This window comes from Streptomyces sp. NPDC054961 (assembly GCF_053609145.1).
This window is the reverse complement of the sequence record NZ_JBSGWY010000048.1, coordinates 1-24328: the sequence shown is the minus strand read 5'-3', so window position 1 is coordinate 24328 and position 24328 is coordinate 1. Positions and strand designations below refer to the sequence as shown.

The window sequence follows — 24328 nt, the reverse complement described above, 5'->3', positions numbered from 1 at the left end:
GGGGGCTGGGGGGGCGCTCTCTATCCCGCGCGGGGGGGCCCGGCCCCCCCCCCCGCGCCCCCCCCGCCGCGGCCCCGCGCGCCCCGGGGGGCCCCCCCCCCCCCCCCGGCTGGGGTGCGGGCCAGTCGGGGTGGGGGGCCGGACGGGGGCGTCGGCGCTCCCACTCGCTAAGCGGCTCGTGGCCGGCTGGACACCGTGACGTGCTCGACGCGCATCGGGTGTCCGGGTTCGGTGTCCGGGCCCGGACCGGCGCCGTCGGCGAGGGGGAGGCTGCCGCCGATGGCCACGTCGAGGATCAGGAACAGTCCGTGGTCCACCGCCCGCCGCCAGGTGTCCGGGTCCATCCGGGACGCGGCCACCCGGTGGTGCACGCGGCCGTCGAGGTACCAGCGCACCTCCTCGGCGCCGGGGGCGAGGTCCACCTCGACGGCGTACGAGTGGAATCCGGATCGGCAGCCGTCGCACGGGCGCGGGCCCGAGGTCAGGCCGGTCGGCTCCTGGCACGGGCCGCCCTGGAGGATCCCGCAGTGCAGGGTCGCGAAGACGCTGTCCCGCCCGTTGACGGACTCCATGACGTCGATCTCGCCGATGCCCGGCCAGCCCGTGTACCCGTCGCGCAGCGACGCCCCGAGCGTCCAGAACGCCGGCCAGTAGCCCGCCGCCTTCGCTCCGGCCACCTCGGGGAGGGCGATCGAGGCCTCGATGCGCAGGGCCCCGCCGGGGGGCGGGGCGAAGTCCGCGCGCCTGCTCTCGATGCGGCCCGAACTCCAGCGGCCGTCCGTGCGGGTGGGGACGATCTCCAGCACGCCCTTGCCGTCGAGGCGGACGTTGTCGGTCGAGTCGGTCATGGTCTCGACCTCGCCGGTGCCCCACTGGGGCGCGGGGCAGCCCGGATAGCACGTTCCGGTGTCGTGCAGCCAGTTGGTGTCGGACGGACGGCTGCCCGCGGGGCCGTCGAAGTCGTCCCGCAGCATCCGGGTCCACCCTGCGGGATCCGCCGCCCCCGGCGCGCCCGGCGGCGGGGACGAGGCCGGAGCGGGCAGCGCCCCGGATTCCGTGAGCAGGCGCTCGAGCCGGGGTGTCAGTACGACGGCCGCGACGTTGGTCAGGTGGGCGTCGTCCCGGTAGAGCAGGATGCGGTCCAGCACGGCCGGGCAGGTCGGGCCGTCCCCGGGGCACAGGACCGCGTTCACGCTGACGCCGAGCACGCCGGGCAGTGCGCCGGAGGCGATCCGTCGCGCCAGCGGATCGGGCTGCTGGGCGCTCGCCCGGCTGAACGCGCAGGCCTCGGGTGCCTCGGGGCTGCCGGAGACGCACGCCGGAACGTCCGTGCCGGGTACGGGGGTGTCCTCGATGTAGACGATCGGCGCGCCGGTCGCCCGCAGCGGTGCGAGGGTCTTCTCCCATGCCTCCGCGAGGAGTTCGGTGTCCGCGGTGTAGCGGTTGAGCGAGGAGATCACGATGAGGCGCGGCTTCGGCTGCTGCCGCAGCCGGTCCAGGGTGTCGGCCCGCCACGTGTCGCATTCCCGGTACGCGCGGCCGAGTTGGGGGCTGTCCACGGCCAGGTGTGGCAGCGGGCAGCCCTGTTTCACGAACTCCTGGAGCGCCCAGCCCCGTTGTGCGGCCATGGCCAGCACCGAGGAGAACCACTGGCCGGCGTGCGAGTCGCCGAGCAGGACGATCCGGTCCGGGCTGTCCACCGCGCCGAACAGGCAGTCCGGGCTGCGGGTCACGGCCGGGTCGACCTCGCACGCCCCGTCGGGCGGGAAGTCCTTGCGGGCCTGGGCGGGGCCGGGTACCACCGGGCCGTCCTCGAGCGGTGCCGCGCCGGTCCGGGCGAGCAGGTGGGGGCCGGAGGCGGCGCCCGGGGGCAGGCCGCCCAGCTCGACCGGTGTGGCCGGACCCAGCAGGTTCAGCGTCGTCGTGCCGACCACGAGCGCCAGTACGAGGGGCAGCACGACGGCCGTGACCCCCACCGACAGTCCGCGGCGCGGGAGTTCGGAGACGGTACGGCTGCGGCGCAGCGGCTGCTCGACCCAGCGCATGGTGGCGTAGGCGGGCAGTGCGGCGGCCAGGGTGAGCGCGGCCTTCACCGGCCAGCCCTGGGCGCCGTAGCGGGCCTCGGCGAGGACGAGCACCGGCCAGTGCCACAGGTAGAGGTTGTAGGAGAGGCGTCCCACCGCCCGGGGCGCCCGGCCCGCCAGCAGCCGGCCGACCCCGTAGGTGCCCGTCGCGCCGCGCTCGCCCCGGCCGGGTATCGCGGCGAGGATGACGGCCGCGGTGGCCAGGGTCGGCACGAGGGCCGCGTGGCCGGGGTACGGGGTGGAGGCGTCGTAGGACACCACGCACCAGACGATCGCCGCCGCCCCGGCCCAGCCGCACAGCAGCCGCAGGGGCCGGGGGCCGCGCATGAGGTGCCAGGGCAGCAGGGCGAGCAGGGCGCCGACGCCGAACTGCCAGACGCGCGAAGGCGTCGCGAGGTAGGCCAGCGAGGCCGAGTGCTCCGTCCAGCGCAGGGACAGCGCGAACGACGCGAGGACCAGCGGTACGGCGGCCAGGGCCACGGCGGAGCGCACGGCGCGGCCGCGGCGTGCCGATCGGGCGGCGCCCAGCACGATCAGGGCCAGCAGGGGTGCCCAGAGCAGGTAGAACTGCTCCTCCACGGCGAGGGACCAGAAGTGCAGGAGCGGGCTCTGGTCCTGTCCGGCGGCGAGGTAGTCGGTCTGCCGCGCCACGAAACGCCAGTTGGCGGCGGAGAGCGCCGCCGCGACGACGTCGTGCTCGAGGTCCGCGCGGCGCAGGGGGACGGTCAGCCAGGCTCCGGCCACGGCCACCGCGCCGAGCACGACGGCGGCGGACGGCAGGAGCCTGCGCGCGCGTCGGGAGAAGAAGTCCAGGAGCCGGATCCGGCCGGTGGTGACCGCCTCCCGGACGAGGAGGCCGCTGATGAGGTAGCCGGAGACGACGAAGAAGACGTCCACGCCGACGAAGCCGCCCGCGAGTCCGGGGATCTCGGCGTGGAAGGCGAGGACCGCGAGGACGGCGACGGCGCGCAGTCCCTCGATGTCGGGACGGAAGGCGGACCGGTGGGGGCTGGGACCGGACTCGCCGCCGGAGGGCGACGGGGCCTTCGGGGGGCCGGGCGGCGGGGATTCGGCGCGCCCTCGGGGCCGGCGCGGGCCGGGTGCCATGGGGTACGGCATAGCGGTGAAGCCTTTCAACTCAGCCAGGGGAGCATCGGGTCGACCCACCCGGAGGCGAGCAGGCCGGTGAGCAGGAGGACCGCCGAGGCGGCCAGGGTCTCCGGCCATCGGCGGGGCAGCAGGTCGGTGCGGGAGCGCGCGAAGGCCCGTACGCGGGTGCGGGGGCGAGCGGGGGCGGACGGTGCCGGGCGGGCGCCGGCCGCGGTGGCCCGCCGCGCGGCCACGGCGCGGAGGGCCCTCGCCGGGCGCAGCTCGGCGAGCAGGTCGCGGATGAGCGGTCCGTTGATCTGGCACTGCACCAGGAGGTAGAGGAGCAGGCCCCAGTTGGGCTCCCATCCGTTGCGGGCCACGGCCAGCGCGAGGCCCGCGGCGGCCGCCCCGTTGGAGAGGACGAGCCACAGCAGCGACACGCCCACCACCCGGCGGGCCATCCCGCCCCGGGGGGCGGAGCTCCGGGTCCCGGTGGGCACCCAGTCGGCGCTGCGGCCGCGCAGGGTGTGCAGGAAGGCCGTGGCGGCGGCGACGCTCGTCAGGACGTTCGCCCGGATGACCTCGATCCGCCAGCGGGTCCTGCTGACGCGCGGCAGCAGCACGTGCCACAGCCACAGGGGGGCGAGCAGGGGGAGGACGTGCCAGGGCCGGATGTCGTCGGGGTACCAGAACATCATCACCAGCGGTGGCAGCGGCGCCGCGAAGGTGTTCACGGCGGAGGCCAGGTATCCGACGATGCCCTCGTAGAAGCAGAGCCTCATCCGCCAGGGCGCGCCCATGCGCCGCAGTACGGGGGTGCCGAGCAGGTGGAGGTTGCCCATCGCCCACCGGTACTGCTGGTTGACGAAGGAGGCGACCTCGTCGGGGGAGGTGCCCTTGGCGACCAGCACGGGTACGTACAGGGTGCGGAACCCCCGCTCGTGCAGGGCGAGTCCGGTGTACAGGTCCTCGCTGTGGTCGAGGCGGGCGAAGCCGCCCGCCAGGTCGATGGCGCTGCGCCGGTAGACGGCGTTGCTGCCGCAGCAGATGGCGGCGTCGCTCGCGTCCCGGGACGGCTGGATCCAGCGGAAGAACCACTCCTGGGCGGAGCCCGCCGCCCGCTGGATCCAGCCCATGGTCTCGTCGGTGTCGAAGCACTGCGGGCTCTGGACGATGCCCACGGCGGGATCGGCCAGGTACGGGACGAGGTGGCGCAGGAAGTCCGCCCGGGGCGCGAAGTCGGCGTCGAGGATGGCGATGAACTCGGCGCCGCTCAGGGTCAGCGCGTGGTTGAGGTTGCCGGCCTTCTTCAGGTGGCCCCGGTCCGGTCGCACGACGTACTCGTAGCCGTACGAGGCCGCCAGCGCGGCGACTTCGGGCCGGTCGGCGTCGTCCAGGACCCATGTGGTCAGCGCGCCGGGCCAGTCGACGGCCGCGACGGCGCGGTAGGCGTTGGCCAGGACGGGGAGCGGTTCGCCGCAGGTCGGCAAGTACAGGTCCACGCCGGGCAGTCGGGCGGGCTGCCAGGCGTGGACGAGTACCTCGTGCGAGGGCCGGGTCAGCCGGCGCTGGCGCAGGCTGTTCACCGAGGAGAGGGCGAGGGCGACGACGTTCAGCCCGAGGACGGCGAGGAAGGCCCACAGGGCCGGGGTGCGCAGCGCGAAGGTGAACATGGTCGCCGCGGTGAAGACGAAGGCGAGCGAGGTGCTGATGAGGACCCAGCGGCGTTGCGGGCCGAAATACCAGTAGAGCTCGTCGTCGGAAGGAGGTTGCGGAAGGTGGTGATGAAAGGTCATAAAGCCCCCCACGGCTGTTTTGTGTGCCCGTGTCAGGTGGCCACCCTAGCGCCAAAGGTATAGACCATTTGTTGCGGGACGGCCAACAGGTGGAACGAGACACGGAATTGGCGCGTTCTGAATTGGTCCAGACCTCTGGGCTGCCCATTCGACCCGCGCCACCCCTGCCTGCCGGGAAGGTGCAGGTCACGCGGGGGTGAACAGACCTGAAAGAGTTGTGCGGCCCGGCTGCGCCGCGCGCCGTCCCCCGCCCGTGCCGGACGCCCGCCGTGCGGTGGCCGAAGATCTCCGGCCGCAACGATCACGCATGGGTATTTCCAGTGCCGTGCCCTATAGTCCGGCCGGGCCGCAGCCCGGCGCCGTAGCCGGGGCGTCACCATCAGTGAAACGGGGAGCGTGATGAGTACACAGTCGAGAATCAGGTTAGGGCTGGTCGCGATGGGCCTTGCCGCGGCGATGGGTGCGACCGTCGTACCGACGGCCACTGCCGTCGAACCCGCACCCGCCGCATCGCACGCGGCGACCCAGGCCGCGATCGACACCCTCAAGACCAGCCACGGGGCGCCCGGTTCGGGAGCCGTGGTCCGCGACGGCGACACCATGTGGAGCGTGTCCAGCGGCACTCGGGCGATCAACCAGAACCTGCCCTTCGGCCCGGACCACAAGGTGAAGGTCGGCAGCCTGACCAAGACGTTCACCGCCGCCGTCGTCATGCAGCTGGTCGCCGAGCAGAAGGTCGACCTGAACGCCTCCGTGGAGTCGTACCTCCCGGGCGTGGTGCAGGGCAACGGCTACGACGGGAACACCGTCAACGTCCGTCAGCTGCTCAACCACACCAGCGGGATCTACGACTACCTCGAGGCGAAGCAGGCCAACCTGTGGGACTTCATGGTGGTCCAGCAGAACAGGACGCACACGCTGGCCGAGCTGGCCTCGTGGGGCCTCTCGAAGCCGCCGTACTTCGCCCCGGGGGCGGGCTATCACTACTCCGGCACGAACTACATGCTGCTCGGCATGATCATCGAGAAGGTCACCGGCCACACCTACGGCCAGGAGGTCAACTCCCGCATCGTCACCCCGCTCGGCCTCACCAACACCTACCTTCCGACGCCGGGTGACCCGACCCTGCCCCCGGGGCACGTGCGCGGGAACCTCGACCTCGGCCTGGTCTGGATCGACGTCACGGACCGGGTCGAGCCGAGCATCGGCCTCTCGGGTGGCGGACTGGTGACCAGCGGAGCCGATGCCACCCGGTTCTTCCAGGCCCTCATGTCCGGCCAGGTGGTGCCGCCCGCACAGCTGGCCGAGATGATCACCCCGACCAACGCCCCGGGCAGCAGCGCCCCGGACTACGGTCTCGGCCTGGACAAGTTCACCCTCCCCTGCGGCGGTGAGGCCTGGGGCCACTACGGCATCTGGCCCGGCTACCAGACCATCGCCGCGGCCACCAAGGACGGTCGGGCGGCCTTCGTCGAGGTCAACAACCTCGGTGTGAACGACCTCGACGCCATGGCGGGCAGCGGGAGCGGCGGCGGCGTCAACCGGAGCGTCACGCTGCTCGCGGCGCTCTGCGACAAGAGCTGACCCTGGCGCACTCCGAGGCCGGCGCCACCGCGCCGGCCTCGGAGTGCGCGCCCACAGGTTTTGGGGCGCTCCCATGCGGAAAGTCGTCTCATGCGTCGTGGTTCCGTATCCGTGCGGAGGGAGACCGAGGCCGTGAGCCTTCAACGGACGGCCCGCCACGACGCACCAAAAACCACGACGCACCACGGACCACGACCCGGTGAATACCACGACCCGGCGAGGGCCCGACGTACCGAAGACGACACGGGCCGAGCCGGCCCGGTTCCGGAGTGCGCGGGAGACCCGGCCGAGGAACTCCACGACGTGGTCGACGAGGCCGTCCTGCGGGTGCGGGTGCTGGTGCTGGTGCTCTTCAGCGCCGACGGAGCGCTGCGGGGCTGGCACTCGTGTCCCCGCAGGCCCCTCCGCGTGCTGTGCGGGGCCGCTCAGGCCGTCGTGCGGCGGCGGCGGCGGCCGGTGCCGGCGACCAGGGCCGCGCCCATGGCCAGTGCCAGGCCGGCGCCCCCGAGCGCCCAACTGGTGGCCGCGTCCGCGCCGGTGGCGGCGAGCTCGCCGCCGGCCCCGGTGGTGGTGCCGGTGTGGCCGGTGCTGCCCGTGTCGCTGATCGGCGTGGTGGTGCCGCCGTTCGGGCCGGGCTGGTTGCCGGTGTTCGTGTCCGGGCGGGCGGCCAGGATCTTCAGCAGGACCGGGCGGCTGGCGCTCTCGATGTTCGAGCCGATCTCGAGGACCGTACCGGAGGCCCGGAACTGCGCGTAGCCGAGCGGGGTGTCGGCGGTGAACCGGATGCGCAGCTTGACGTCGAAGGCCTTGCCCGCGGGGATGGGGCCGCCGGCGAGGTGGTTGACGACGTAGAAGCCGTCGTTGTAGCCGAGTTCCGCGCGCTCCCAGCCGTTCTTGCCGTAGACCTCGACCTCCAGCTGCTCGCCTTCCATCGCGACCCAGTCGGGCCGGGCGAGGGTGAGGTACAGGTGGAAATCGTCCAGGGCCGGCTTGCCGGAGTTGTCGACGTGGACGGTGAGGTCCTGCCAGGCCCCGCCCACCGCGAGGCCGTCGGGCAGACCGCCGATGGTGAGGGCGGGGCCTTCGGTGACGACGGGCTGGTCGTTGTTGGGGGTCGCGCCCGTGATGCTGGTGTTGTACCAGGTCGTGGGGGAGGCGTTGATCTTGCCGTCGGTGCGGCTCGTGCCGTCGGCAGCGAGCTCGAAGGGGACGACCGGGGTGTCCGCGGCGAAGCTGACGCGTACGTCGACGATGTGGACGGCGTCGATGGCCAGCGATGCGGTCGTGCCGAGCTGGTAGACGAGCCCGGGGCCGTACTGCGGGCCGTGGACCAGCTTCGCCGGCTGCCAGGAGACGGATCCGTCCCCGGCGGTGACCCGCCGCTCGACCTTGACCTGCGAGGCCTTGATCTTGCCGTCCCACTGCATGACGGTGATCTCGGGGGTGTAGTTCGGAACCGCGACGTGGCCGGAGTTGTCGACCTGTACGGTCAGCGCCGTCCAGTTGCCGTCCGCCTTGAAACCGGTCTGCGGGATCCCCCGCACGCTGACCTCGGGGCCCATGAGGATCCCGGTGGACGGCTCCTCGTCGGGGTCCTCGGCCGGGGTGTCCGCGGCGTCCTTCGCCGGGGCCTGGACGGCCGGGGGCGCGGGTGTCTGGACGGTCGGCGCCTGCGGGGCGGCCGGCGGTGCCACCGCGGGCCCGCCGGCCGGCGGCTCGGCCGGAGTGCCGGTGGTGGCGGGCTTCTCCGCCTCCGTCGTCGGTCCGGCGGCCGGCGCCGCGTCGTCCTTCGGCTCGGCGTCCGGCACGGTCACGGCCGACTGCTCGTGCTCCTCGGCCATCGCGGGCGTGGTCAGCAGGACCGGTCCGACGACGGCCGCGGCCGCGACGGCGGCGATGCGCTTGATCTTCACTTCTGGATTCCCCCTCCATTTTGAACATGATCAGATTAGGGGATCGACGAGATGGGTGTTCGAAAATCGGATCACGGGTCGGACAAGACTTCCGGACGCCCCCGCTCCGTGCCGCCCGCCACCCCCAGCCGCCGGACGACCGCCGCGTCCCCTCCCGGCAGGTCCTCGCGAAGGCCGGTGCCGGTGTCGCCGGGCATTGTCAGTGCCCTGGGAGAGGATCATCCCCATGACGATCCTTTCCGCCGATGAGGCGCCGTTCAGCCTGCCCAGCCTGTCCAGCCGCGCCGACTACACCGCTGCCCTCCAGCAGCTGCGCGAGGCGTCCCAGGCGTATTACGGCGGCGAGGACGGACTGCTCGACGACGCCGCCTACGACGGCCTGCGCCTGTCCGTCCTCGCCTGGGAGGCGGAGCATCCGGACGAGGTCGCCCAGGATTCCCCGACCGGCCTGGTCGGGGACGGAGCCGCCCCCATAGGCGACGTGGCGCACACGACGAGGCTGCTCAGCCTCGACAACGTCTTCGACCCCGACGGCCTTCTCGCCTGGGGGGCTTCGCTCCAGCGCCGCCTGGGCCACGAGCCCGCGGGCGGGTTCACCGTCGAGCCGAAGATGGACGGCGCCGCCGTCGCCGCCCGGTACCGCGCCGGGCGGCTCGAGCAGATCATCACCCGCGGCGACGGCACGCACGGCGAGGACGTCAGCCACGTCATCGGCACCATCGACGGCCTGCCCGCGCAGCTGCCCGTGCCCGCCACGTTCGAGGTGCGCGGCGAAGTCCTCTTCACCCAGCAGCAGTTCGAGACCGCGAACGAGGTCCGTGGCGCGCACGGCGCACAGGTCTTCGCGAACCCGCGCAACGGCACGGCCGGCACCCTGCGGGCGAAGGACCGTCCGTACCGGCTCGAGATGACCTTCTGGGCGTACGGGGTGGTGGAGCTCGACGGCGTCGCATGCGCGCCCCCGGGCGCGACGCACGCGCAGGCCCTGGCCGCCGTCGCCCGGGCGGGCGTGCGGACCACGGCCGATACGCCCGCCGGTCTGCACGTGGTGGCCACCCTCGCCGAGGCGCAGCAGAAGGTCGACGGGATCGCCGCGCTGCGCGCCGGTCTGCCGTTCGGCATCGACGGGGTCGTGATCAAGGCGAACGACGCGGCCGAGCAGGCCGCGGCCGGGTTCGGAAGCAGGTTCCCGTACTGGGCGATCGCCTTCAAGCTCCCGGCCGTCGAGCGCCAGACCGTGCTGAAGGACGTGGTCTGGGACGTGGGCCGTACGGGCGTGCTCGCCCCGACGGCGATCCTCGAACCGGTCGACATCGACGGATCCACGGTCACCCGGGCCACCCTCCACAACCCCGCTGACATCCGCCGCCGTGACCTCCACCTCGGGGACACCGTGACGGTGTACAAGGCGGGCGACATCATCCCCCGTGTCCAGGCCGCCGTCATCGGCCGCCGCCCGGAGGGCGCGCCCGAGGTACCGCTGCCCACGGCCTGCCCCCAGTGCGGCGGAGAGATCGACAAGAGCCAGGAGCGGTGGAGGTGCGCGAAGGGAACGGCCTGTGCGCTGCCCGCACTGATCGAGTACGCCGCCGGCCGCGACATGCTCGACATCGACGGCCTGGGCAGGACGTACGTCAAGGCCCTGATCGAGTCGGGTGACGTCGCCGACGTCGCCGACCTGTTCACCCTCACCGAGGAGCAGCTCACCACTGCCTCCGGGAGCGCCAAGCGCGGAGCGAAGCTGGCCGAACAGATCGCCGCCGCCAAGTCCCGCCCGCTCAGCCGCGTCCTGTGCGCGTTGGGCGTGCTCGGTACCGGGCGCAGCATGTCCCGGCGCATCGCCGCCCACTTCGGCACGATGGACGCCATCCGCCAGGCCGACGCCGCCGCGATGCAGGAGGTCGAGGGCATCGGCGGGGAGAAGGCTCCGGTCATCGTCGAACAGCTCGCCTCCCTGGCCCGGGTCATCGACAAGCTGATCGCGGCCGGGGTCACCATGGAGGAACCGCGGCAGCCGGAGGCGGAGGGCGGGGGCCCGCTGGCGGGCAAGACCGTCGTCGTCACCGGCAAGATGAGCGGTCCGCTGGCGAGCGCGGGGCGCTCGGAGATGAACGCGCTGATCGAGAAGGCCGGCGGCAGGCCGGGCAGCAGCGTCAACTCCAAGACCGCCTACCTGGTCTGCGCCCCGTCCGCGAGCGGAAAGCCGAGCTCCAAGGCCGTCAAGGCCACGGAGCTGGGCGTCACGGTCCTCACCCCGGAGGCCTTCGCCGAACTCGTCACGGACTACTTGGGCTGACCGCTGACCGCTGACCGCTGACCGCTGGTTCGACGGTGAGCGGCCCCGCCGTGGGCGCTCGGCCGGGCGAGGGACCTTGCTCGTGCGGCCGGACGGGGGAACGGGCGGCGCCCGGCGGGCGCGGGCCGGTGTCGTGGTCGGGAGGTGTGGCCGGGGCGATGAGGATCGGGGCGTGGGCTTCCTCCTGCCGGTCCTCTTCGCGCTGTTCGCGGCGCTCAGCAACGCCCTGGCGACCGTGCTCCAGCGGCGCGCCGCGCTCACCGTGCCGCAGAGCGACGGCTTCCGCATCGGACTGGTCCTCGACCTGTTGCGGCGGCCGCTCTGGCTGGGCGGGATCCTGGCGGTGATCGCGGCCGGCGTCGGGCAGGCCGTGGCGCTGGCGACGGGCGCGCTGGCCCTCGTCCAGCCCCTGTTCGTCCTGGAGCTGCCGCTCGCGCTCCTGATCGCCTCACTGGTGGGGCGGAGCCGGATGCCGGGGCCGATGTGGCTCGCCGTCGGGGGAGTGGTGGCCGGGCTCGGCATCGTGCTGGTGGCCGCGTCACCGGAGGGGAACCGTACGTACGTTCCGGCCGACCGGTGGGTCCTGGCCCTGGTGGCGTGCGCGGCCGCGGTGGCCGTGCTGGGCGTCATCGGACTGCGGCGGCGGCCCGGCCGGATGCGGGCCGGATGTCTCGGCGCGGCCACCGCCGTCTGCTACGCGCTGACCGCCGCCCTGATGAAGTCGGCCATGCACGTGCTCGACGAGGGCGGCATCGGTGCCTTCCTGAGCACCTGGGAGACCTACGCCTTCGCCGCGAGCGGCATCTGCGCCCTCCTGTTCCTGGAACACGCCATGCAGGGCGGCCCGCTGGTCGCCTCCCAGCCCGCGCTGACCCTCGGCGACGCGGGTGTGAGCGTCGCGCTGGGCGTGCTGTTGTACGAGGAACACCTGCGGACCCACTGGTGGCTGCTGCCACAGCTGCTGGGCCTGTCCCTGATCTGCGCCGGCGTACTCGCCTTGGCCCGGGCAGGCGCGGCGGCCGGTGGCGACGCACCGTAGGTACGGCTCCGACGCCGGCCGCGGAGGCGTCGTTGTCCGTGCCCGGACATGCTGCCGCTATCAAGGACACGATCGCCCGGCCCTCCCCGGGCCACGCTCCCCGCGTCGCCCAGGACCCCCTCGTCGGCGGCGCGCGCGGACGCCCGCCACGGAGCCGGCGACGCGGCGTACGGGTCCCGCGAGCGCACGTACACTCGGCCTATGAACCGCACGCGCATCACGGGGGAGTGCCTGCCGCAGGCCGCCCCTGCCACGCGCGCGGCCTGCGCGGTCCGGGCGGGCGTGAGCCCCCGGACCGCCGCCGACGGCCAGGCCCCCACGGTCGGCCGCGGCGTCCTGCACGGCCACGGCTAGCGATTCCCCGCCGCGCCCAGGGCCCGGCCCCTCCAGCACCAACTTCCTGCACCACCTCTCGCGACTGCCGCCCGCTCCGGCGGCCCGGCCCGGTTTCCTCGCCGAGTCCGGCCCGATCCATCGAGCCCGGCCCGATCACCGAGCCCGGCGCCGTCGCCCCCGGGGGCAAGGCACCGCCCCCACACCACCACCGCGGTCCGACGCTCCGTCGGCGCCGCTGCCAGGCGAGGGCCGCACGCAGGGCCGTAGCCGCCTTTGAAGGGACCACCGTGAAACTGAGCGGTTTGCTGACCGGCCATGAGCACCACGTCATCCAGGGCGACGCCGAATCCACGGGGATCACCGCGGGAACCACCTTCGACGTCGACCGGGTGGTGCCGGGCTCACTCTTCATCGCGGTGCCCGGCCACCGCGGAGGCGGCCCCGCCTCCATCGGTGCGGCGCTCGCGCGCGGAGCCGCCGCGGTGCTCGTCGACGCGGCGGGAGCCGCCGCCGCGCCCCCAGGGCGGGAGCTGGTGCCCGAGGTGTGCGTCGTCCAGGTGTCCGACACCCGCAAGGCGGCCGCGGTCGTCTCCTCGCGCTACTTCGGCGAACCGGGCCGCCACATGGACATGGTGGCCATCACCGGGACCAACGGGAAGACCTCCATCTCCGCCATGGTCGAGTCCCTGCTGAGGATCTCCGAGGGCGCCTCGGTGGGCGTGATCGGAACGGCGGGCAGCCGGATCGGCGACGAGATGATCCCGATGCCGCCCTCGGCGCTGACCACACCGGAGTCGCCCGACCTGCAGTACCTCCTGGGCCGGATGCGGGACCGGGGCACCGGCAGCGTGGTGCTGGAGGCCACCTCGATGGCCCTGCAGACGTACCGGATGGACAGGACGTTCGTCGATGTCGGCGTCTTCACCAACCTGACCCAGGACCACCTGGACGACCACGGCACGATGGCCCGCTACACGGACGCCAAACTGCGGCTGTTCCAGGGGCTGTGCCGGTACGCCGTGGTCAACGTGGACGACGCCGTGGGCGCCGGGATCCGGACGATGATGCCGGGAGCGGTGACGACCTACGGCCTCGACGAAGTGGCCGACTTCCGGGCCACGGACCTCATCGCCGACGCCTCGGGCACGCGGTTCACGCTCCACCACGCGGGCCGGGACTACCCCGCGTCGATACCGGTCCCGGGCCGCTTCTCCGTGTCCAACGCGCTGGCGGCCGTGGCGGCCTGCCGGGTTCTGGGGCACGACCTGGACGGACTGGTCTCCGCGCTCGCGAAGATGCCGCTCGTACCGGGCCGCTTCGAGCGCTTCGCGACCCCCGGCGGCACGTCGGTGATCGTGGACTACGCGCACTCGCCCGACTCCCTCGACAAGGTCCTCACCGCCATCCGCGGCTTCGCCCGCGGCCGCGTCATCACCGTCTTCGGCTGCGGAGGCGACCGGGACACCACCAAGCGCGCCGAAATGGGCCGGATCGCCGGAACCCACTCCGACCTGTGCGTCCTGACCTCGGACAACCCCCGCACCGAGGACCCCGAGGCGATCCTGGACCAGATCGCCCCCGCCATCGAGGCCACCGGCACGCCGTACGAGCGCTCCGCCGACCGGCGGCGGGCCATCGAGATCGCGCTGGCCGAGGCCCGGCCCGAGGACATCGTCCTGATCGCCGGCAAGGGCAGCGAGCCGCACCAGATCGTGGGCGAGGAACTGCTCCCCTTCAGCGACATGGCGACCGTACGCGATCTCGTCGCCAGGCCGGCTTCTTCCTGAGGACGGAGCCGCAGGACGGCTGACCCGAGCGGGGCGTGATCCGCCCCCGTGCCCCGGCCGCTCTGGGATGCTGAACCCGGCGGGGAGACGTTGCGGGGCCGAGGTGCGCCGATTCCCCGGAGCGACCGGGGCGGCGCCGGACGCCCGTCGCCACGGGAGGGAGAGGGATATGCCGGTGTTCGGGAGCACGGGTGTGGCCGGTCAGGGGGTCGAGGCGACCCGGCTGGGTGGCCGGTGGCGCGTGACCCGGCCGTGGCCGGCGCAGCTGCGTCCGTTCGTGCACAGCTACGCCGGCTACTGGGAGGCTGCGGCCTCGCCCTACCGGGTGCGGCTGATCCCCACCGGCCGGGCCGTCGTGGTGATCAGCCTGGGTGAGCCGTTCGCCCGGATCCGCCGCCTGGGGGACCGGGGCCCGGACAGTGCGGTGACCGGATCGCTGGCCGGGGGGCTGGAGGACGGGTACCGGGTGTGTGACCATCCCGGCGGCCAGGAGGCGATCCGGCTCGAGCTGACCCCCCTGGGTGCCTTCCGGCTGTTCGCCGTACCGATGAGCGAGTTGACCAACCGGGTGGTCGAGCTCGGCGACGTCCTCGGACCGGAGGCCGCGGTACTGGTGGAGCGGCTGGAAGCCACCCGCGACTGGGGAGCCCGGTTCGACCTGCTGGACCTCGCGCTGACCGCCCGTCTGGAGCGCGGCCCCCTTCCCGCGCCCGAGGTGAGCCACGCCTGGAGCCTGCTGTCCCGCGCCGACGGGGCGATCCCGGTCGGCCGGCTCGCGGCCGAAGTGGGCTGGAGCCAGGGCCACCTGGTCCGCAGGTTCACCGAACAGGTCGGTCTGACGCCCAAGATGTCCGCCCGGGTACTGCGCTTCCACCGGGCCGTCAGACTGCTCACCCGCGAGGGCGCGAACCCCACCGACGTGGCCGCCGCCTGCGGGTTCTACGACCAGGCGCACCTCAACCGGGAGTTCCGCGCCCTGGGCGGGACCACCCCCGGGCAGATGGCCGCCGCCCGCGTGGCGGAGGGAGCGCTCGCCCTGTGAAGGCCGAGGTCAAATTTGTCCAAGCCAGGGATTCCGCACGCCGATAGTGTCCCCGTTCGGAGTCGATCAGGCACCCGAGCACGGGGGGACGCCCCGGCCGCGAGAAGAGAGATCTTCGACCGGCCGGGGCGGACCGGGCGACGGCGGACCTGACCTGGACCTGACCCGGACCTGATCCGGAGAGGAGTGTTCGATGGAAGAGCTGCTGCGCATCCTCGTAGGCGGAGCGATCACAGGCGGACTGATCGGTCTCGCGGGGGCCTTCGGCCGTCGCAACCGCAGGCGGCGCGAGGGCGGCGACGCGAACGGCCGCTGACGTCCCGCGCACCGCGCCGACTGACGTCCCGCATGTCGGCTGACGTCCCGCACACCCGCTGACGTGCCCCGCGCCCGTTGACGTCCCGCGCACCCGCGGCGGGTCAGGACGCGGGGCGGCGCGCGCGAACGGGGTGGGTCAGGTCCTGCTGGCCCCCCGAGGGCAGCATCCGGAGCTCGCCCTGGTCGCTGATCTCGGCGCGGATGATCCCGGTGTCGTCCACGTAGACCGGGTGGCCGCCCGGGCCCGTCTGCGGGGTGCGGGTGACGACGACGACGTCCGTGCCCTCGGGAGCGGTCCCGTTCCTGTCGAACACCAGCTCGTAGCGGTCCTCTCGGCCCTCCCGGTCATCGCCCACCGTGCACCTCCACGTTCCGCTGTCGCACGGCGCGCCCACGGCGCGCCGCGTACCAACCTGCCCCATGAGTCCTGTCGCCGGGACGCACCACGCGGTACCGGGGCCCCGACGGGTGAACGGTCCGCGCCGTGCCCGGCTCAGGGGCGCGAGCGCAGCGGGTGGTCGGCCGGCACCTCCACCACGGCGATGCGCACGCCGTCCGGGTCCGCGATCCACATCTCGATCAGGCCCCAGGGCTCGCGCAGCGGAGGCCGCAGCACCTCCGCACCCCGGTCGCGCAGTTCCTCGTACGCGGCCCGGACGTCGGCGACCTGGAGCCACAACCGCAGTCCGGGCGCGGGGGGCTCCTCGGCGCGTCCGGACACCTCGAGGAAGCCGCCGCCGAGGAAGTAGACGGTGCCGCGCTCGGGGCCCGTTCCGAACTCCCGGTAGACGGCGAGACCCAGGACCTCGCCGTAGAAGGCGCGCGAGCGCTCGGGATCGGTGGGACGGAGCAGGATCCGGCTGCCCAGTACGTGCGTCATGGCCCCACCTTCCCCCACGCGGGGCGCGGCGACCATCTGGATCAGGCGTCGAGGGCCGCCAGGACGCGGTCCGGGGTGAGGGGCAGTTCGCGGATCCGGCGGCCGCTCGCGTGGTGGAAGGCATTGCCGATGGCGGCCGCCGTACCGACGATGCCGATCTCGCCGATGCCCTTGCTTCCCATCGGGTTGAGGTGCTTGTCGTGTTCGTCCAGCCAGTGCACCTCGATGTCCGGGACATCGGCGTGCGAGGGGACGTGGTAGGAGGCGAGGTCGTTCTCGGCGAAGTCACCGAAGGCGGGGTCCAGGGTGCTGTGTTCGGTGAGGGCCATGCCCAGCCCCATGACCATGCCCCCGACGAGCTGGGAGCGGGCGGTGACCGGGTTGAGGACGCGGCCCGCGGCGAAGACGCCGAGGAGCCGCCGGACCCGGACCTCGCCGGTGACGGTGTCGGCCTGCACCTGCGCGAAGTGCGCGCCGAACGCGTGCCGCGCGTACGGGGACTTCTGCTTGGCGGAGGCCGTCGTATCGGCCGGGACGGACACCCCGGCCTCCGGGATCGGTCCGGTCCGGCGGTCGAGGAGGCTGACGAGGCTCGTGCAGGCGTCGTGGACCGCCCAGCCCCAGGAAGCGGTGCCCGCGGAGCCTCCGGCCACCGAGCCCGGCGGCAGCGCGGAGTGTCCGATCTCCACCGCCACCCGGTCCAGGGGGACCCCCAGCGCGTCGGCGGCGATCTGCGCCAGGACGGTGCGGGCGCCGGTGCCGAGGTCGGTGGCATTGGTCTGCACGAGGTACGTGCCGTCGGGGAGGGCGTGCGCCCGCGCCGAGGAGGGGGCGGCGTACACCGGGTACGTGGCGGCGGCCACCCCGGTGCCGATCAGCAGCGGGCCCTCCCGGCGGGGTGTGCGCTGCGCTGCCCAGCCGAACCGGGTGGCGCCCTCGCGCAGGCATTCCACCAGGTGGCGGCTGCTGAACGGGCGGCCGCTGTCGGGCTCGGCGCCGGGTTCGTTGCGCACGCGCAGCTCGACGGGGTCGATGCCGAGGGCTTCGGCCAGCTCGTCCATCGCCGATTCCAGGGCGTACATGCCGGGGCACTCGCCGGGAGCCCGCATCCAGGAGGGCGTGGGCACGTCGAGGGGGACGACCCGGTGCGTGGTGAGGAGGGCGGGCGCGGCGTACATGACGCGGGCGGGGACGGCGGCCTGTTCGACGAACTCGCGGACGCGGGAGGTGTGGGTGGTGACCTCGTGGGCCACCGCGGTGAGCGTGCCGTCGGTACGGGCGCCCAGGCGCACGCGGTGCAGGGTGGGCGCGCGGTGGCCGACGACGGCCGCGAGGTGGCGCCGGGGCAGGGCGACGGTGACGGGCCGGCCGGTGTGCCGTGCGGCCATCACGGCGAGGACCACGTGCGGGCGGGGGGTGCCCTTGCAGCCGAAGGCGCCGCCGACGTGTTCGGACACCACCGTCACGCGGTCCTCGGGCAGGGCGAAGAGGGAGGCCAGGGTGGAGCGTACGATGCCGGACCCCTGGCTGGAGTCGTACACGGTGAGGGTGCCGGGACCGGCGCCGCCGCCGGACTCCCACAGGGCGGTGGCGGCGTGCGGCTCCATGGGGTGGTTGTGCAGCGGCGGTACGGCGTACGCGCAGTCCACCCGGACCGGCGCCCCGGCGAACGCGGCGGCCGCGTCGCCCTGTTCGCGGTGGGCCGGGTAGCCGCCGTTGGCCTGCTCGGGGGTGTAGACGGCCGGATGGCCCGCGTGCAGGACGGCGTCGTGGGGTTCGGTGTCGTAGGTGACGCGCACGGCCGCGGCCGCCTCCCGTGCGGTCTCCAGGGTCTCGGCCACGGGCAGGGCCACGTACCAGCCGCGGTGGGGCACTTCGGCGTTCTGGAGCACGAGGAGGGTGGGGTCGTCGGCGGGGCCCAGCCGGGGCGCGTCAAACGGGGTGAGGACGGCGAGGACCCCGGGCAGGGCCAGGGCGTCGGCGGTGTCGACGGCGGTGACGCGGCCGCGGGCCACGGTGGCGGGCACCGGCCATCCGTACACCCGCCCCGCCGGGGCGTGCTCGGCCGCGTAGAGCGCCCTTCCGGTGACCTTCTCCGGTCCCTCGCGGCGGGTGGCGGGGCGGCCGAGGGCGGGCGCCGGGGCGGCGGGGCTGGAGTCCATGGCGGGTCCTCGCGATCCGGGACGGGGGTGGGCGGAGGGGGAGGCGGACGGTCGCTCAGGAGCGGGCGCCGGGTGCACCGGTTGCGCCGGGGGACCCGGGGGTGTCGCGGGCGTCGGGGGCCGGGCCGCGCGCCGCCAGGGAGTTCAGCACGTCGCAGGCGAGATTGCGGGCGAGGGGCACCTTGAAGGCGTTGTCGCGCAGCGGCTCCGCCCGGTCGAGCTCGGCCTCGACCGCCGCGCGTACGGCGCTCTCCGTGGGGGCGGAACCCAGCAGCCGCTCCTCGGCGGTGGTGGCGCGCCAGGGCCGGTGGGCGAGACCGCCGAAGGCGAGCGCGACGTGGCGCACGCGGCCGTCGGCGATGTCGAGGACGGCGGCGACGGAGGCGAGCGCGAAGGCGTACGAGGCGCGGTCGCGGGCCTTGCGGTAGTGCGAGGGGAGCCCGGCGCACTCCGGCGGGAGCGTGACCGCCGTGACGATCTCGCCGGGCTCCACGACGGTGTCCCGTTCGGGGTGGTCGCCCGGCAGCCGGTGGAACGCCGTCAGCGGCAGCGTGCGGGCGCCGTTCGGGCCCTGGAGCTCCACGGCCGCGTCGAACGCGGCGAGGGCCACGGCCATGTCGGACGGATGGGTGGCGATGCAGTGCGCGGAGTGGCCGAGGACGGCGTGGTCGCGGTGGACTCCTTCGCGGGCGCCGCAGCCGGTGCCGGGCTCCCGCTTGTTGCAGGGTTTGGACGTGTCCTGGAAGGAGGGGCACCGGGTGCGCTGGAGGAGGTTGCCGCCGGTGGTGGCGGCATTGCGCAGCTGGGCCGAGGCGCCCGCCAGGAGAGCCTGGGACAGGGCGGGATAGCGCGCGCGGACGAGGGGGTGGAGCGCGAGGTCGCTGTTGCGGACCCCGGATCCGACGCGCAGGCCCCCGGTCGCGGTCTCCTCGACGGAGGCGAGCGGCAGCCCGGTGAGGTCGACGAGGGTGTCGGGGGTGTCGACCCCGAGCTTCATGAGGTCCACGAGGTTGGTGCCGCCGCCGAGGTAGCGGGAGCCGGGCCGCGCGCCGTGGGCGGCGACGGCCTCCGGGACGCTGGTGGGGCGTACGTACGCGAACGGCTTCACGCGATCGCCTGCCCGGCCGCGGGGGCCCCGGACCCGGTGGCGCCCGTGGCAGGGCCGGGAGCGGGAGCCGGGACGGAGCCGGCGTCCGGGTCCGCGTCAGGGTCCGCGTCCCGAGAGGCCGCGGCGACGTCCCGGACGGCGTCCACGATGCGGGGGTAGGCGCCGCAGCGGCACAGGTTGCCGCTCATCGCCTCGGAGATGCCGGTGCGGCTGAGGTCCGCGGCCCCCGGGTCGGCGGCGGCCTCGGCGAGCAGGCCGGCGGCGGAGCAGAGCTGGCCCGGCGTGCAGTAGCCGCACTGGAGGGCGTCCCGGTGCACGAAGGCCTCCTGCAGGGGGTGCGCTCCCCGGGCGTCATCCGCCAGCCCTTCGACGGTGGTGACCCGGGTGCCGTCCTGGGCGACCGCGAGCAGCAGGCAGCTGTTGACCCGTCGCCCGTCGACCAGGACGGTGCAGGCCCCGCACTGGCCGTGGTCGCAGCCCTTCTTGGCGCCGGTCAGACCGAGGTGCTCCCGCAGCAGGTCCAGGAGCGTGACGCGGTGGTCCACGTCGCGTTCGTGCGGCCGGCCGTTCACGTGCAGAGCGACGCGGGATCTGGTCTCCCGGCTTGGATGCGGCACGGCTTCCCCTTTGTCCTGAAGTGTGGAGGTCCCTCCCTCCCTTCGGATAACCGGTCGGAGCGGATCTCACACCTGGGGTGCGGGCAAGCGGGTGCGCCGCCCCCGCGGTGCGCCGGCCCGCGGGTGGGCCGCCACTGCGGGGGCCGTCCGGGCATCGTGGGCGGAGCGCTCGGTGGCGGTGTCAGTGGTGCGCCGTACGATCCGGGGATGCGAGCCTCAGGAATCTTCGGAGTCGCCGGCTTCAGCCCGGCACCGGTGCAGGGCACCGAGATCGGGACGGCGCTGCCCGTCGGTGTCGCCACGATGGACAAGACCTACGAGGGGGAGGTCGCCGGGCGCTCCGCCACCGTGTTCACCGCCGCCTTCGACCAGTCCACCGGCGTGGGGACATACGTCGCGATGGAGTCGTTCGAGGGGACGCTCCACGGGCGGGCGGGCGCCTTCAACTTCGCGCACTCCGCGACGACCCGGGGCGAGAGCAGGGAACGGGAGTTCTTCGTCATCGTGCCGAGCAGCGGAACGGGTGCGCTGGCCGGGATCACGGGCGCCGGCGGCCTCGCGGTCGACGCGGACGGCACCCATCGGATCTGGTTCGACTACGAGCTGGGCGAGTAGCCCGGCGGGTCAGGGGCGGAGCGGCTGCCGGAGCGCGCCTGCCGCCGGGCGGCCGCGGGAGCTACGGCCCCGGCCGGATCAGGCGGCGGACGGACTCGACCACCGTCTCGCGGTGGCGCGCCAGTCGCTCCGCGGGCCAGGCGGCCTCCGGGCCGCCCGCCGCCACGCCGCCGATGGTGCCCGTCCACGCCTGGGCCAGGCCCATCACCAGGGTGAGCAGGTCCGCCGGATCGAGTCCGGGATCGATCAGGCCCGCCCCCTGGGCCCGCCGCACCGCCGCGAGCTTGCCCCGGTAGGACTCGGCCTCCGCGTCGGTGGTGCCGGGCCGCTCCAGCTGCTTCCACTGCACGAGCCGCATCAGGTCCGGCCGCGCCACCAGGTGGTCGAAGATCGCCGCCGCGTATCCGGGAAGGTCCTCCGCGTCGAAGGGGACCGACTCCGACCCCGTCTCCAGGGCGCGCTGGAGCACGGCGTCGAAGAGCTGCTCCTTGTTGCCGTAGTAGACGTAGATGAGCCGCTTGTTCGCCTGGGCGGTCTCCGCGATGCGGTCGACCCGCGCGCCGGCGATGCCGTACGCGGCGAACTCGGAGAAGGCGGCGTCGAGGAGCCGTGCCTTCGTTGCGCTGGAATCCCGTGCCATGACGAGCAGCCTAGCAAGTAACTATCTAGTTATTGACATCTGCCGCACTCATGTCGCAGACTCGAACTATCCAGTTAGTTACTAACGACGGACTGGCACACCACCTCACCCCACGGAGGGCATCATGGAGATCCGCGCACTGGGCGGCCAAGGACTGCAGGTCGGCGCCGAGGGCCTCGGCCTGATGGGCATGAGTGCCCACTACGGAGCCACCGACGAGACCGAATCGCTCGCCACCATCGACCGCGCCCTCGAGCTGGGCGTGACCCTCCTCGACACCGCGGAGGGCTATGGTCCCTTCCGCAACGAGCAGCTCCTCGGCAAGGCGCTCGCCGGTCGCCGCGACGCCGCCGTCATCGCCACGAAGACCGGCATCGAGTTCACCGACGAGGGCGCCCTCCTGGGCCACAACGGCACCCCCGAGTACATCCGCCGCGCCGCCGACCGCTCGCTGCGCCACCTGGGCACCGACCGCATCGACCTCTACTACCTCCACCGCGTCGACCCGAACGTGCCGATCGAGGAGAGCATCGGCGCCATGGCCGAGCTCGTCGCCGCCGGCAAGGTCGGTCACCTCGGCATCTGCGAGGCCGCCGCGTCCACCATCGCCCGCGCCCACGCCGTCCATCCGCTGGCCGCCGTACAGACCGAGTACAGCCTCTTCGAGCGCGGGATCGAGCATGACGGAGTCATGGACACCCTGCGCGAGCTCGGGATCGGCCTCGTCGCCTACTCCCCGCTCGGCCGCGGCTTCCTCTCCGGAGCCGTGACCAGCCCGGACGACTTCGCCGCCGACGACTTCCGCCGCACGGACCCCCGTTTCCAGGGCGAGAACTTCGACCGCAACCTGGCCGTCGTCGACCGGGTCCGCCGCCTCGCCGCCGAGAAGGGGGTCACCCCCTCGCAGCTGGCGCTCGCCTGGACGCTGCGCAAGGGCGCCGTACCGATCCCCGGGACCAAGCGCCGCCATTACCTGGAGGAGAACGTCGCCGCGACCGCGGTCACGCTCACGGACGCCGACCTGGCCTCCATCGACGCCGTCGCCCCGCACGGAGTGGTCTCGGGGGACCGGTACGCGCCCGAGCTCATGACCTCGCTGAACGGCTGACGCGGCCGGGCCCTTCACCGGGCCCTTCGCCGGGGCCCGCGCGCCGCGGCCGGTGGCCGGCTCCGGGTCCCTCCACCAGGTCCCTCCGCCGGAGATTTCCGGAGCCGGCCACCGGCCGCGGCGCGCGTGATGCAGAGTGGTCGTCCGTACCGCCCTCGCGTCCGACAGCACCACTGGACCTGGACCCCTGGAGTTCCGCTGTGGCCACGACCTCAGAGACGCCGGGGGCGACGCCCGTCGGCCCGCCCGCCGTCCGGATCGAACGCGAGGGGCCCGTCCGCACGGTGATCCTGAGCCGCCCGGCCGTCCGCAATGCGGTGGACGGTCCGACGGCAGCCCAACTGGCGGACGCCTTCCGCGTGTTCGAGGAGGACGAGGACGCGTCCGTCGCCGTCCTGTGGGGCGAGGGCGGTACGTTCTGCGCGGGCGCGGACCTCAAGGCCGTCGGCGGCGAGCGGGGCAACCGGGTGGCGGCCGACGGAGACGGCCCGATGGGCCCCACGCGGATGCGCCTGACCAAACCGGTGATCGCCGCGATCAGCGGCCACGCGGTGGCGGGCGGACTCGAACTGGCCCTGTGGTGCGACCTGCGGGTGGCCGAGGAGGACGCGACGCTCGGCGTGTTCTGCCGTCGCTGGGGCGTGCCGTTGATCGACGGCGGTACGGTGCGGCTGCCCCGCCTGATCGGTGAGAGCCGCGCGATGGACCTGATCCTCACCGGCCGGCCCGTGACCGCCGCCGAGGCGTACGCGATCGGCCTCGTCAACCGCCTCGTCCCGCCCGGTGAAGCCCGCCGGGCGGCGGAGCGGCTCGCGCACGAGATCGCCGGGTTCCCGCAGCTGTGTCTGCGGCACGACCGGCTCTCGGTCAGGGAACAGCACGGTCTCGACGAACGGGAGGCCCTGGCCGCGGAGTACCGGCATGGTCTCGTCCCGCTCACCGCGGGGGAGACCCGAGCCGGAGCCGAGCGGTTCGCGGGCGGCGCCGGCCGTCACGGCGCCTTCACCGGCTGAGCCGCACACCCGCGCGGGGTCCCGGCCGACTCAGGACGCGCCGGCGCGGAAGGGCGTGGCGTGCACGCTGGTGCCGCAGAGCGCGAACCGACCGCCGTCGTCGGGCGCCAGCTGGAGACCGCCCCCGCCCACGCCCAGCACGATCGAGGGTGCGGCGGTCGGCTGGGCGCCGGAGGCGCAGTACCCGTCGGCCTCGCCGAGCACCGGGGTGAAGGTGAGCTGGGTCGAGGCCCGGTCGCCGACCTCCAGGCGCACGGCGCGCGGGTGGCCCTGCCGGATGACGTCGAGGGGCTTGTTGCGGTCCGGGGAGCCCTGCCCGGCGAGCGCCACCGTGGGGTATCCGTTCAGGACGCACGCCCTCGGGCCGTCGTTGATCACGGTGATCCGGACCTGGGCGAAGCCCGTCCGCTCCGCGCTGTTCGCGATGAGCTGCTTGCTCGCGCAGGGCGCGGCGGCCGCCCGCAGCCCGCCGGTCTCCTGCGCGGAGGCAGCCGGAGCGGCGGCCAGGAAGAGGCCACAGGCCAGGGCGCCCGCCGGGAGCCAGAGGGAGCGGGCCCCCGGGCGTTCCTTGGCCGTGCCGTCCCGCTTCGTGCGCCGCATGCGCTTCGTGCGCTTCATGGGGTCTCCTCGTGGTGGGCCGGGCTTCCGCGCCCCGGCCGCTCACTCACCGTGCTCCCCGCCGCCGTCGGCGTCCTCCCCTCAGCGTGGCACCACCCCGGGCCGACGGCATGCGTACCGCTCTGACGTGCCGGTTCGCGGCCGCACCGGGCGAAAACGGGGGGCTTTTACGTGGGGTTTACGGGTGTGTCAAGTCCCGAGTTTCCGGAACGTGACCGGGGTGGGGGCCCCGGGGCTTACTGGTGATGCGGGCCTCACCGAACAGGAAACGAGGCACCACGGT

At 73.9% G+C, this 24328-nt stretch carries 20 protein-coding genes; 10 read left to right on the top strand and 10 right to left on the bottom strand.

Going from position 1 to position 24328, the window contains the following annotated elements; translation table 11 throughout:
* Positions 1 to 167: 167 nt before the first annotated feature.
* A complete protein-coding gene (locus ACWF9Z_RS31140; protein ID WP_453607690.1) occupies positions 168 to 3203 on the bottom strand; it encodes an SGNH hydrolase domain-containing protein in 3036 nt (1011 codons plus the stop codon).
* Between the two features lie 14 nt (positions 3204 to 3217).
* Positions 3218 to 4969 (bottom strand): glycosyltransferase family 2 protein, encoded by a 1752-nt coding sequence (locus ACWF9Z_RS31135; RefSeq protein ID WP_453607688.1) that lies wholly within the window; start codon positions 4967 to 4969, stop codon positions 3218 to 3220.
* Between the two features lie 438 nt (positions 4970 to 5407).
* Here ACWF9Z_RS31135 and ACWF9Z_RS31130 point away from each other — a divergent pair, with 438 nt between their 5' ends.
* Complete coding sequence (locus ACWF9Z_RS31130; RefSeq protein WP_453607685.1) at positions 5408 to 6553, top strand: serine hydrolase domain-containing protein; 1146 nt, start codon at positions 5408 to 5410, stop codon at positions 6551 to 6553.
* 425 nt (positions 6554 to 6978) lie between these two features.
* Here ACWF9Z_RS31130 and ACWF9Z_RS31125 read toward each other — a convergent pair whose 3' ends face one another.
* Positions 6979 to 8466, bottom strand: a complete 1488-nt coding sequence (locus tag ACWF9Z_RS31125; protein WP_453607683.1) for a hypothetical protein — start codon at positions 8464 to 8466, stop codon at positions 6979 to 6981.
* Between the two features lie 226 nt (positions 8467 to 8692).
* Between ACWF9Z_RS31125 and ligA the strand changes: the two genes are divergently transcribed.
* The 6 genes from ligA to ACWF9Z_RS31095 all read left to right on the top strand — a co-directional run bounded on the left by ligA (position 8693) and on the right by ACWF9Z_RS31095 (position 15282).
* Entirely contained in the window at positions 8693 to 10762 is a 2070-nt protein-coding gene (gene ligA, locus ACWF9Z_RS31120) for an NAD-dependent DNA ligase LigA (RefSeq protein WP_453607681.1), read from the top strand.
* 172 nt (positions 10763 to 10934) lie between these two features.
* Positions 10935 to 11801 carry a DMT family transporter gene (locus ACWF9Z_RS31115; RefSeq protein WP_453607679.1) on the top strand — a complete coding sequence of 289 codons (867 nt, stop codon included), beginning with the start codon at positions 10935 to 10937 and terminating at the stop codon, positions 11799 to 11801.
* Between the two features lie 201 nt (positions 11802 to 12002).
* Positions 12003 to 12155 carry a hypothetical protein gene (locus ACWF9Z_RS31110; protein ID WP_453607677.1) on the top strand — a complete coding sequence of 51 codons (153 nt, stop codon included), beginning with the start codon at positions 12003 to 12005 and terminating at the stop codon, positions 12153 to 12155.
* Positions 12156 to 12424: 269 nt separating this feature from the next.
* Positions 12425 to 13924 carry a UDP-N-acetylmuramoyl-L-alanyl-D-glutamate--2,6-diaminopimelate ligase gene (locus ACWF9Z_RS31105; RefSeq protein WP_453607674.1) on the top strand — a complete coding sequence of 500 codons (1500 nt, stop codon included), beginning with the start codon at positions 12425 to 12427 and terminating at the stop codon, positions 13922 to 13924.
* Positions 13925 to 14093: 169 nt separating this feature from the next.
* Positions 14094 to 14966 (top strand): helix-turn-helix domain-containing protein, encoded by an 873-nt coding sequence (locus ACWF9Z_RS31100; RefSeq protein ID WP_453607672.1) that lies wholly within the window; start codon positions 14094 to 14096, stop codon positions 14964 to 14966.
* Positions 14967 to 15159: 193 nt separating this feature from the next.
* Complete coding sequence (locus tag ACWF9Z_RS31095) at positions 15160 to 15282, top strand: hypothetical protein (RefSeq protein WP_453607670.1); 123 nt, start codon at positions 15160 to 15162, stop codon at positions 15280 to 15282.
* Between the two features lie 103 nt (positions 15283 to 15385).
* Here ACWF9Z_RS31095 and ACWF9Z_RS31090 read toward each other — a convergent pair whose 3' ends face one another.
* From ACWF9Z_RS31090 to ACWF9Z_RS31070, 5 genes are all read right to left on the bottom strand, one after another.
* Complete coding sequence (locus tag ACWF9Z_RS31090; protein ID WP_453607667.1) at positions 15386 to 15640, bottom strand: DUF6296 family protein; 255 nt, start codon at positions 15638 to 15640, stop codon at positions 15386 to 15388.
* 137 nt (positions 15641 to 15777) lie between these two features.
* A complete protein-coding gene (locus ACWF9Z_RS31085) occupies positions 15778 to 16164 on the bottom strand; it encodes a VOC family protein (RefSeq protein WP_453607664.1) in 387 nt (128 codons plus the stop codon).
* Positions 16165 to 16205: 41 nt separating this feature from the next.
* Positions 16206 to 18326, bottom strand: a complete 2121-nt coding sequence (locus ACWF9Z_RS31080; RefSeq protein ID WP_453607663.1) for a xanthine dehydrogenase family protein molybdopterin-binding subunit — start codon at positions 18324 to 18326, stop codon at positions 16206 to 16208.
* A 55-nt stretch (positions 18327 to 18381) separates the two neighbouring features.
* Positions 18382 to 19434 carry an FAD binding domain-containing protein gene (locus ACWF9Z_RS31075; protein WP_453607660.1) on the bottom strand — a complete coding sequence of 351 codons (1053 nt, stop codon included), beginning with the start codon at positions 19432 to 19434 and terminating at the stop codon, positions 18382 to 18384.
* A complete protein-coding gene (locus ACWF9Z_RS31070; protein WP_453607658.1) occupies positions 19431 to 20051 on the bottom strand; it encodes a (2Fe-2S)-binding protein in 621 nt (206 codons plus the stop codon). Before ACWF9Z_RS31070 ends, ACWF9Z_RS31075 begins: the two co-directional genes overlap by 4 nt.
* 207 nt (positions 20052 to 20258) lie before the next feature.
* Between ACWF9Z_RS31070 and ACWF9Z_RS31065 the strand changes: the two genes are divergently transcribed.
* A complete protein-coding gene (locus ACWF9Z_RS31065) occupies positions 20259 to 20666 on the top strand; it encodes a DUF3224 domain-containing protein (RefSeq protein ID WP_453607657.1) in 408 nt (135 codons plus the stop codon).
* A 61-nt stretch (positions 20667 to 20727) separates the two neighbouring features.
* On the opposite strand, the gene ACWF9Z_RS31060 is transcribed toward ACWF9Z_RS31065, so the two are convergent.
* Positions 20728 to 21306, bottom strand: a complete 579-nt coding sequence (locus tag ACWF9Z_RS31060) for a TetR family transcriptional regulator (RefSeq protein ID WP_453607654.1) — start codon at positions 21304 to 21306, stop codon at positions 20728 to 20730.
* A gap of 124 nt (positions 21307 to 21430) precedes the next feature.
* Here ACWF9Z_RS31060 and ACWF9Z_RS31055 point away from each other — a divergent pair, with 124 nt between their 5' ends.
* Together ACWF9Z_RS31055 and ACWF9Z_RS31050 are read left to right on the top strand one after the other, a co-directional pair.
* Entirely contained in the window at positions 21431 to 22414 is a 984-nt protein-coding gene (locus tag ACWF9Z_RS31055) for an aldo/keto reductase (protein ID WP_453607653.1), read from the top strand.
* 200 nt (positions 22415 to 22614) lie between these two features.
* Positions 22615 to 23427, top strand: coding sequence for a crotonase/enoyl-CoA hydratase family protein (locus ACWF9Z_RS31050; RefSeq protein WP_453607651.1), 813 nt, complete (start codon positions 22615 to 22617; stop codon positions 23425 to 23427).
* Between the two features lie 30 nt (positions 23428 to 23457).
* Here the strand turns inward: ACWF9Z_RS31050 and ACWF9Z_RS31045 are convergent, their stop codons facing one another.
* Complete coding sequence (locus ACWF9Z_RS31045; protein WP_453607648.1) at positions 23458 to 24045, bottom strand: DUF4232 domain-containing protein; 588 nt, start codon at positions 24043 to 24045, stop codon at positions 23458 to 23460.
* Positions 24046 to 24328 lie beyond the last annotated feature (283 nt).

Excerpts from the sequence above, each read along its gene's own strand:
- ACWF9Z_RS31055 (WP_453607653.1), top strand. The coding sequence starts at position 21,431 with ATGGAGATCCGCGCACTGGGCGGCCAAGGACTGCAGGTCGGCGCCGAG.
- ligA (WP_453607681.1), top strand. The coding sequence starts at position 8,693 with ATGACGATCCTTTCCGCCGATGAGGCGCCGTTCAGCCTGCCCAGCCTG.
- ACWF9Z_RS31095 (WP_453607670.1), top strand. The coding sequence starts at position 15,160 with ATGGAAGAGCTGCTGCGCATCCTCGTAGGCGGAGCGATCACAGGCGGA.
- ACWF9Z_RS31130 (WP_453607685.1), top strand. The coding sequence starts at position 5,408 with ATGGGCCTTGCCGCGGCGATGGGTGCGACCGTCGTACCGACGGCCACT.
- ACWF9Z_RS31065 (WP_453607657.1), top strand. The coding sequence starts at position 20,259 with ATGCGAGCCTCAGGAATCTTCGGAGTCGCCGGCTTCAGCCCGGCACCG.
- ACWF9Z_RS31135 (WP_453607688.1), bottom strand. The coding sequence starts at position 4,969 with ATGACCTTTCATCACCACCTTCCGCAACCTCCTTCCGACGACGAGCTC.
- ACWF9Z_RS31060 (WP_453607654.1), bottom strand. The coding sequence starts at position 21,306 with ATGGCACGGGATTCCAGCGCAACGAAGGCACGGCTCCTCGACGCCGCC.
- ACWF9Z_RS31110 (WP_453607677.1), top strand. The coding sequence starts at position 12,003 with ATGAACCGCACGCGCATCACGGGGGAGTGCCTGCCGCAGGCCGCCCCT.
- ACWF9Z_RS31100 (WP_453607672.1), top strand. The coding sequence starts at position 14,094 with ATGCCGGTGTTCGGGAGCACGGGTGTGGCCGGTCAGGGGGTCGAGGCG.
- ACWF9Z_RS31140 (WP_453607690.1), bottom strand. The coding sequence starts at position 3,203 with ATGCCGTACCCCATGGCACCCGGCCCGCGCCGGCCCCGAGGGCGCGCC.
- ACWF9Z_RS31080 (WP_453607663.1), bottom strand. The coding sequence starts at position 18,326 with ATGGACTCCAGCCCCGCCGCCCCGGCGCCCGCCCTCGGCCGCCCCGCC.
- ACWF9Z_RS31085 (WP_453607664.1), bottom strand. The coding sequence starts at position 16,164 with ATGACGCACGTACTGGGCAGCCGGATCCTGCTCCGTCCCACCGATCCC.
- ACWF9Z_RS31045 (WP_453607648.1), bottom strand. The coding sequence starts at position 24,045 with ATGAAGCGCACGAAGCGCATGCGGCGCACGAAGCGGGACGGCACGGCC.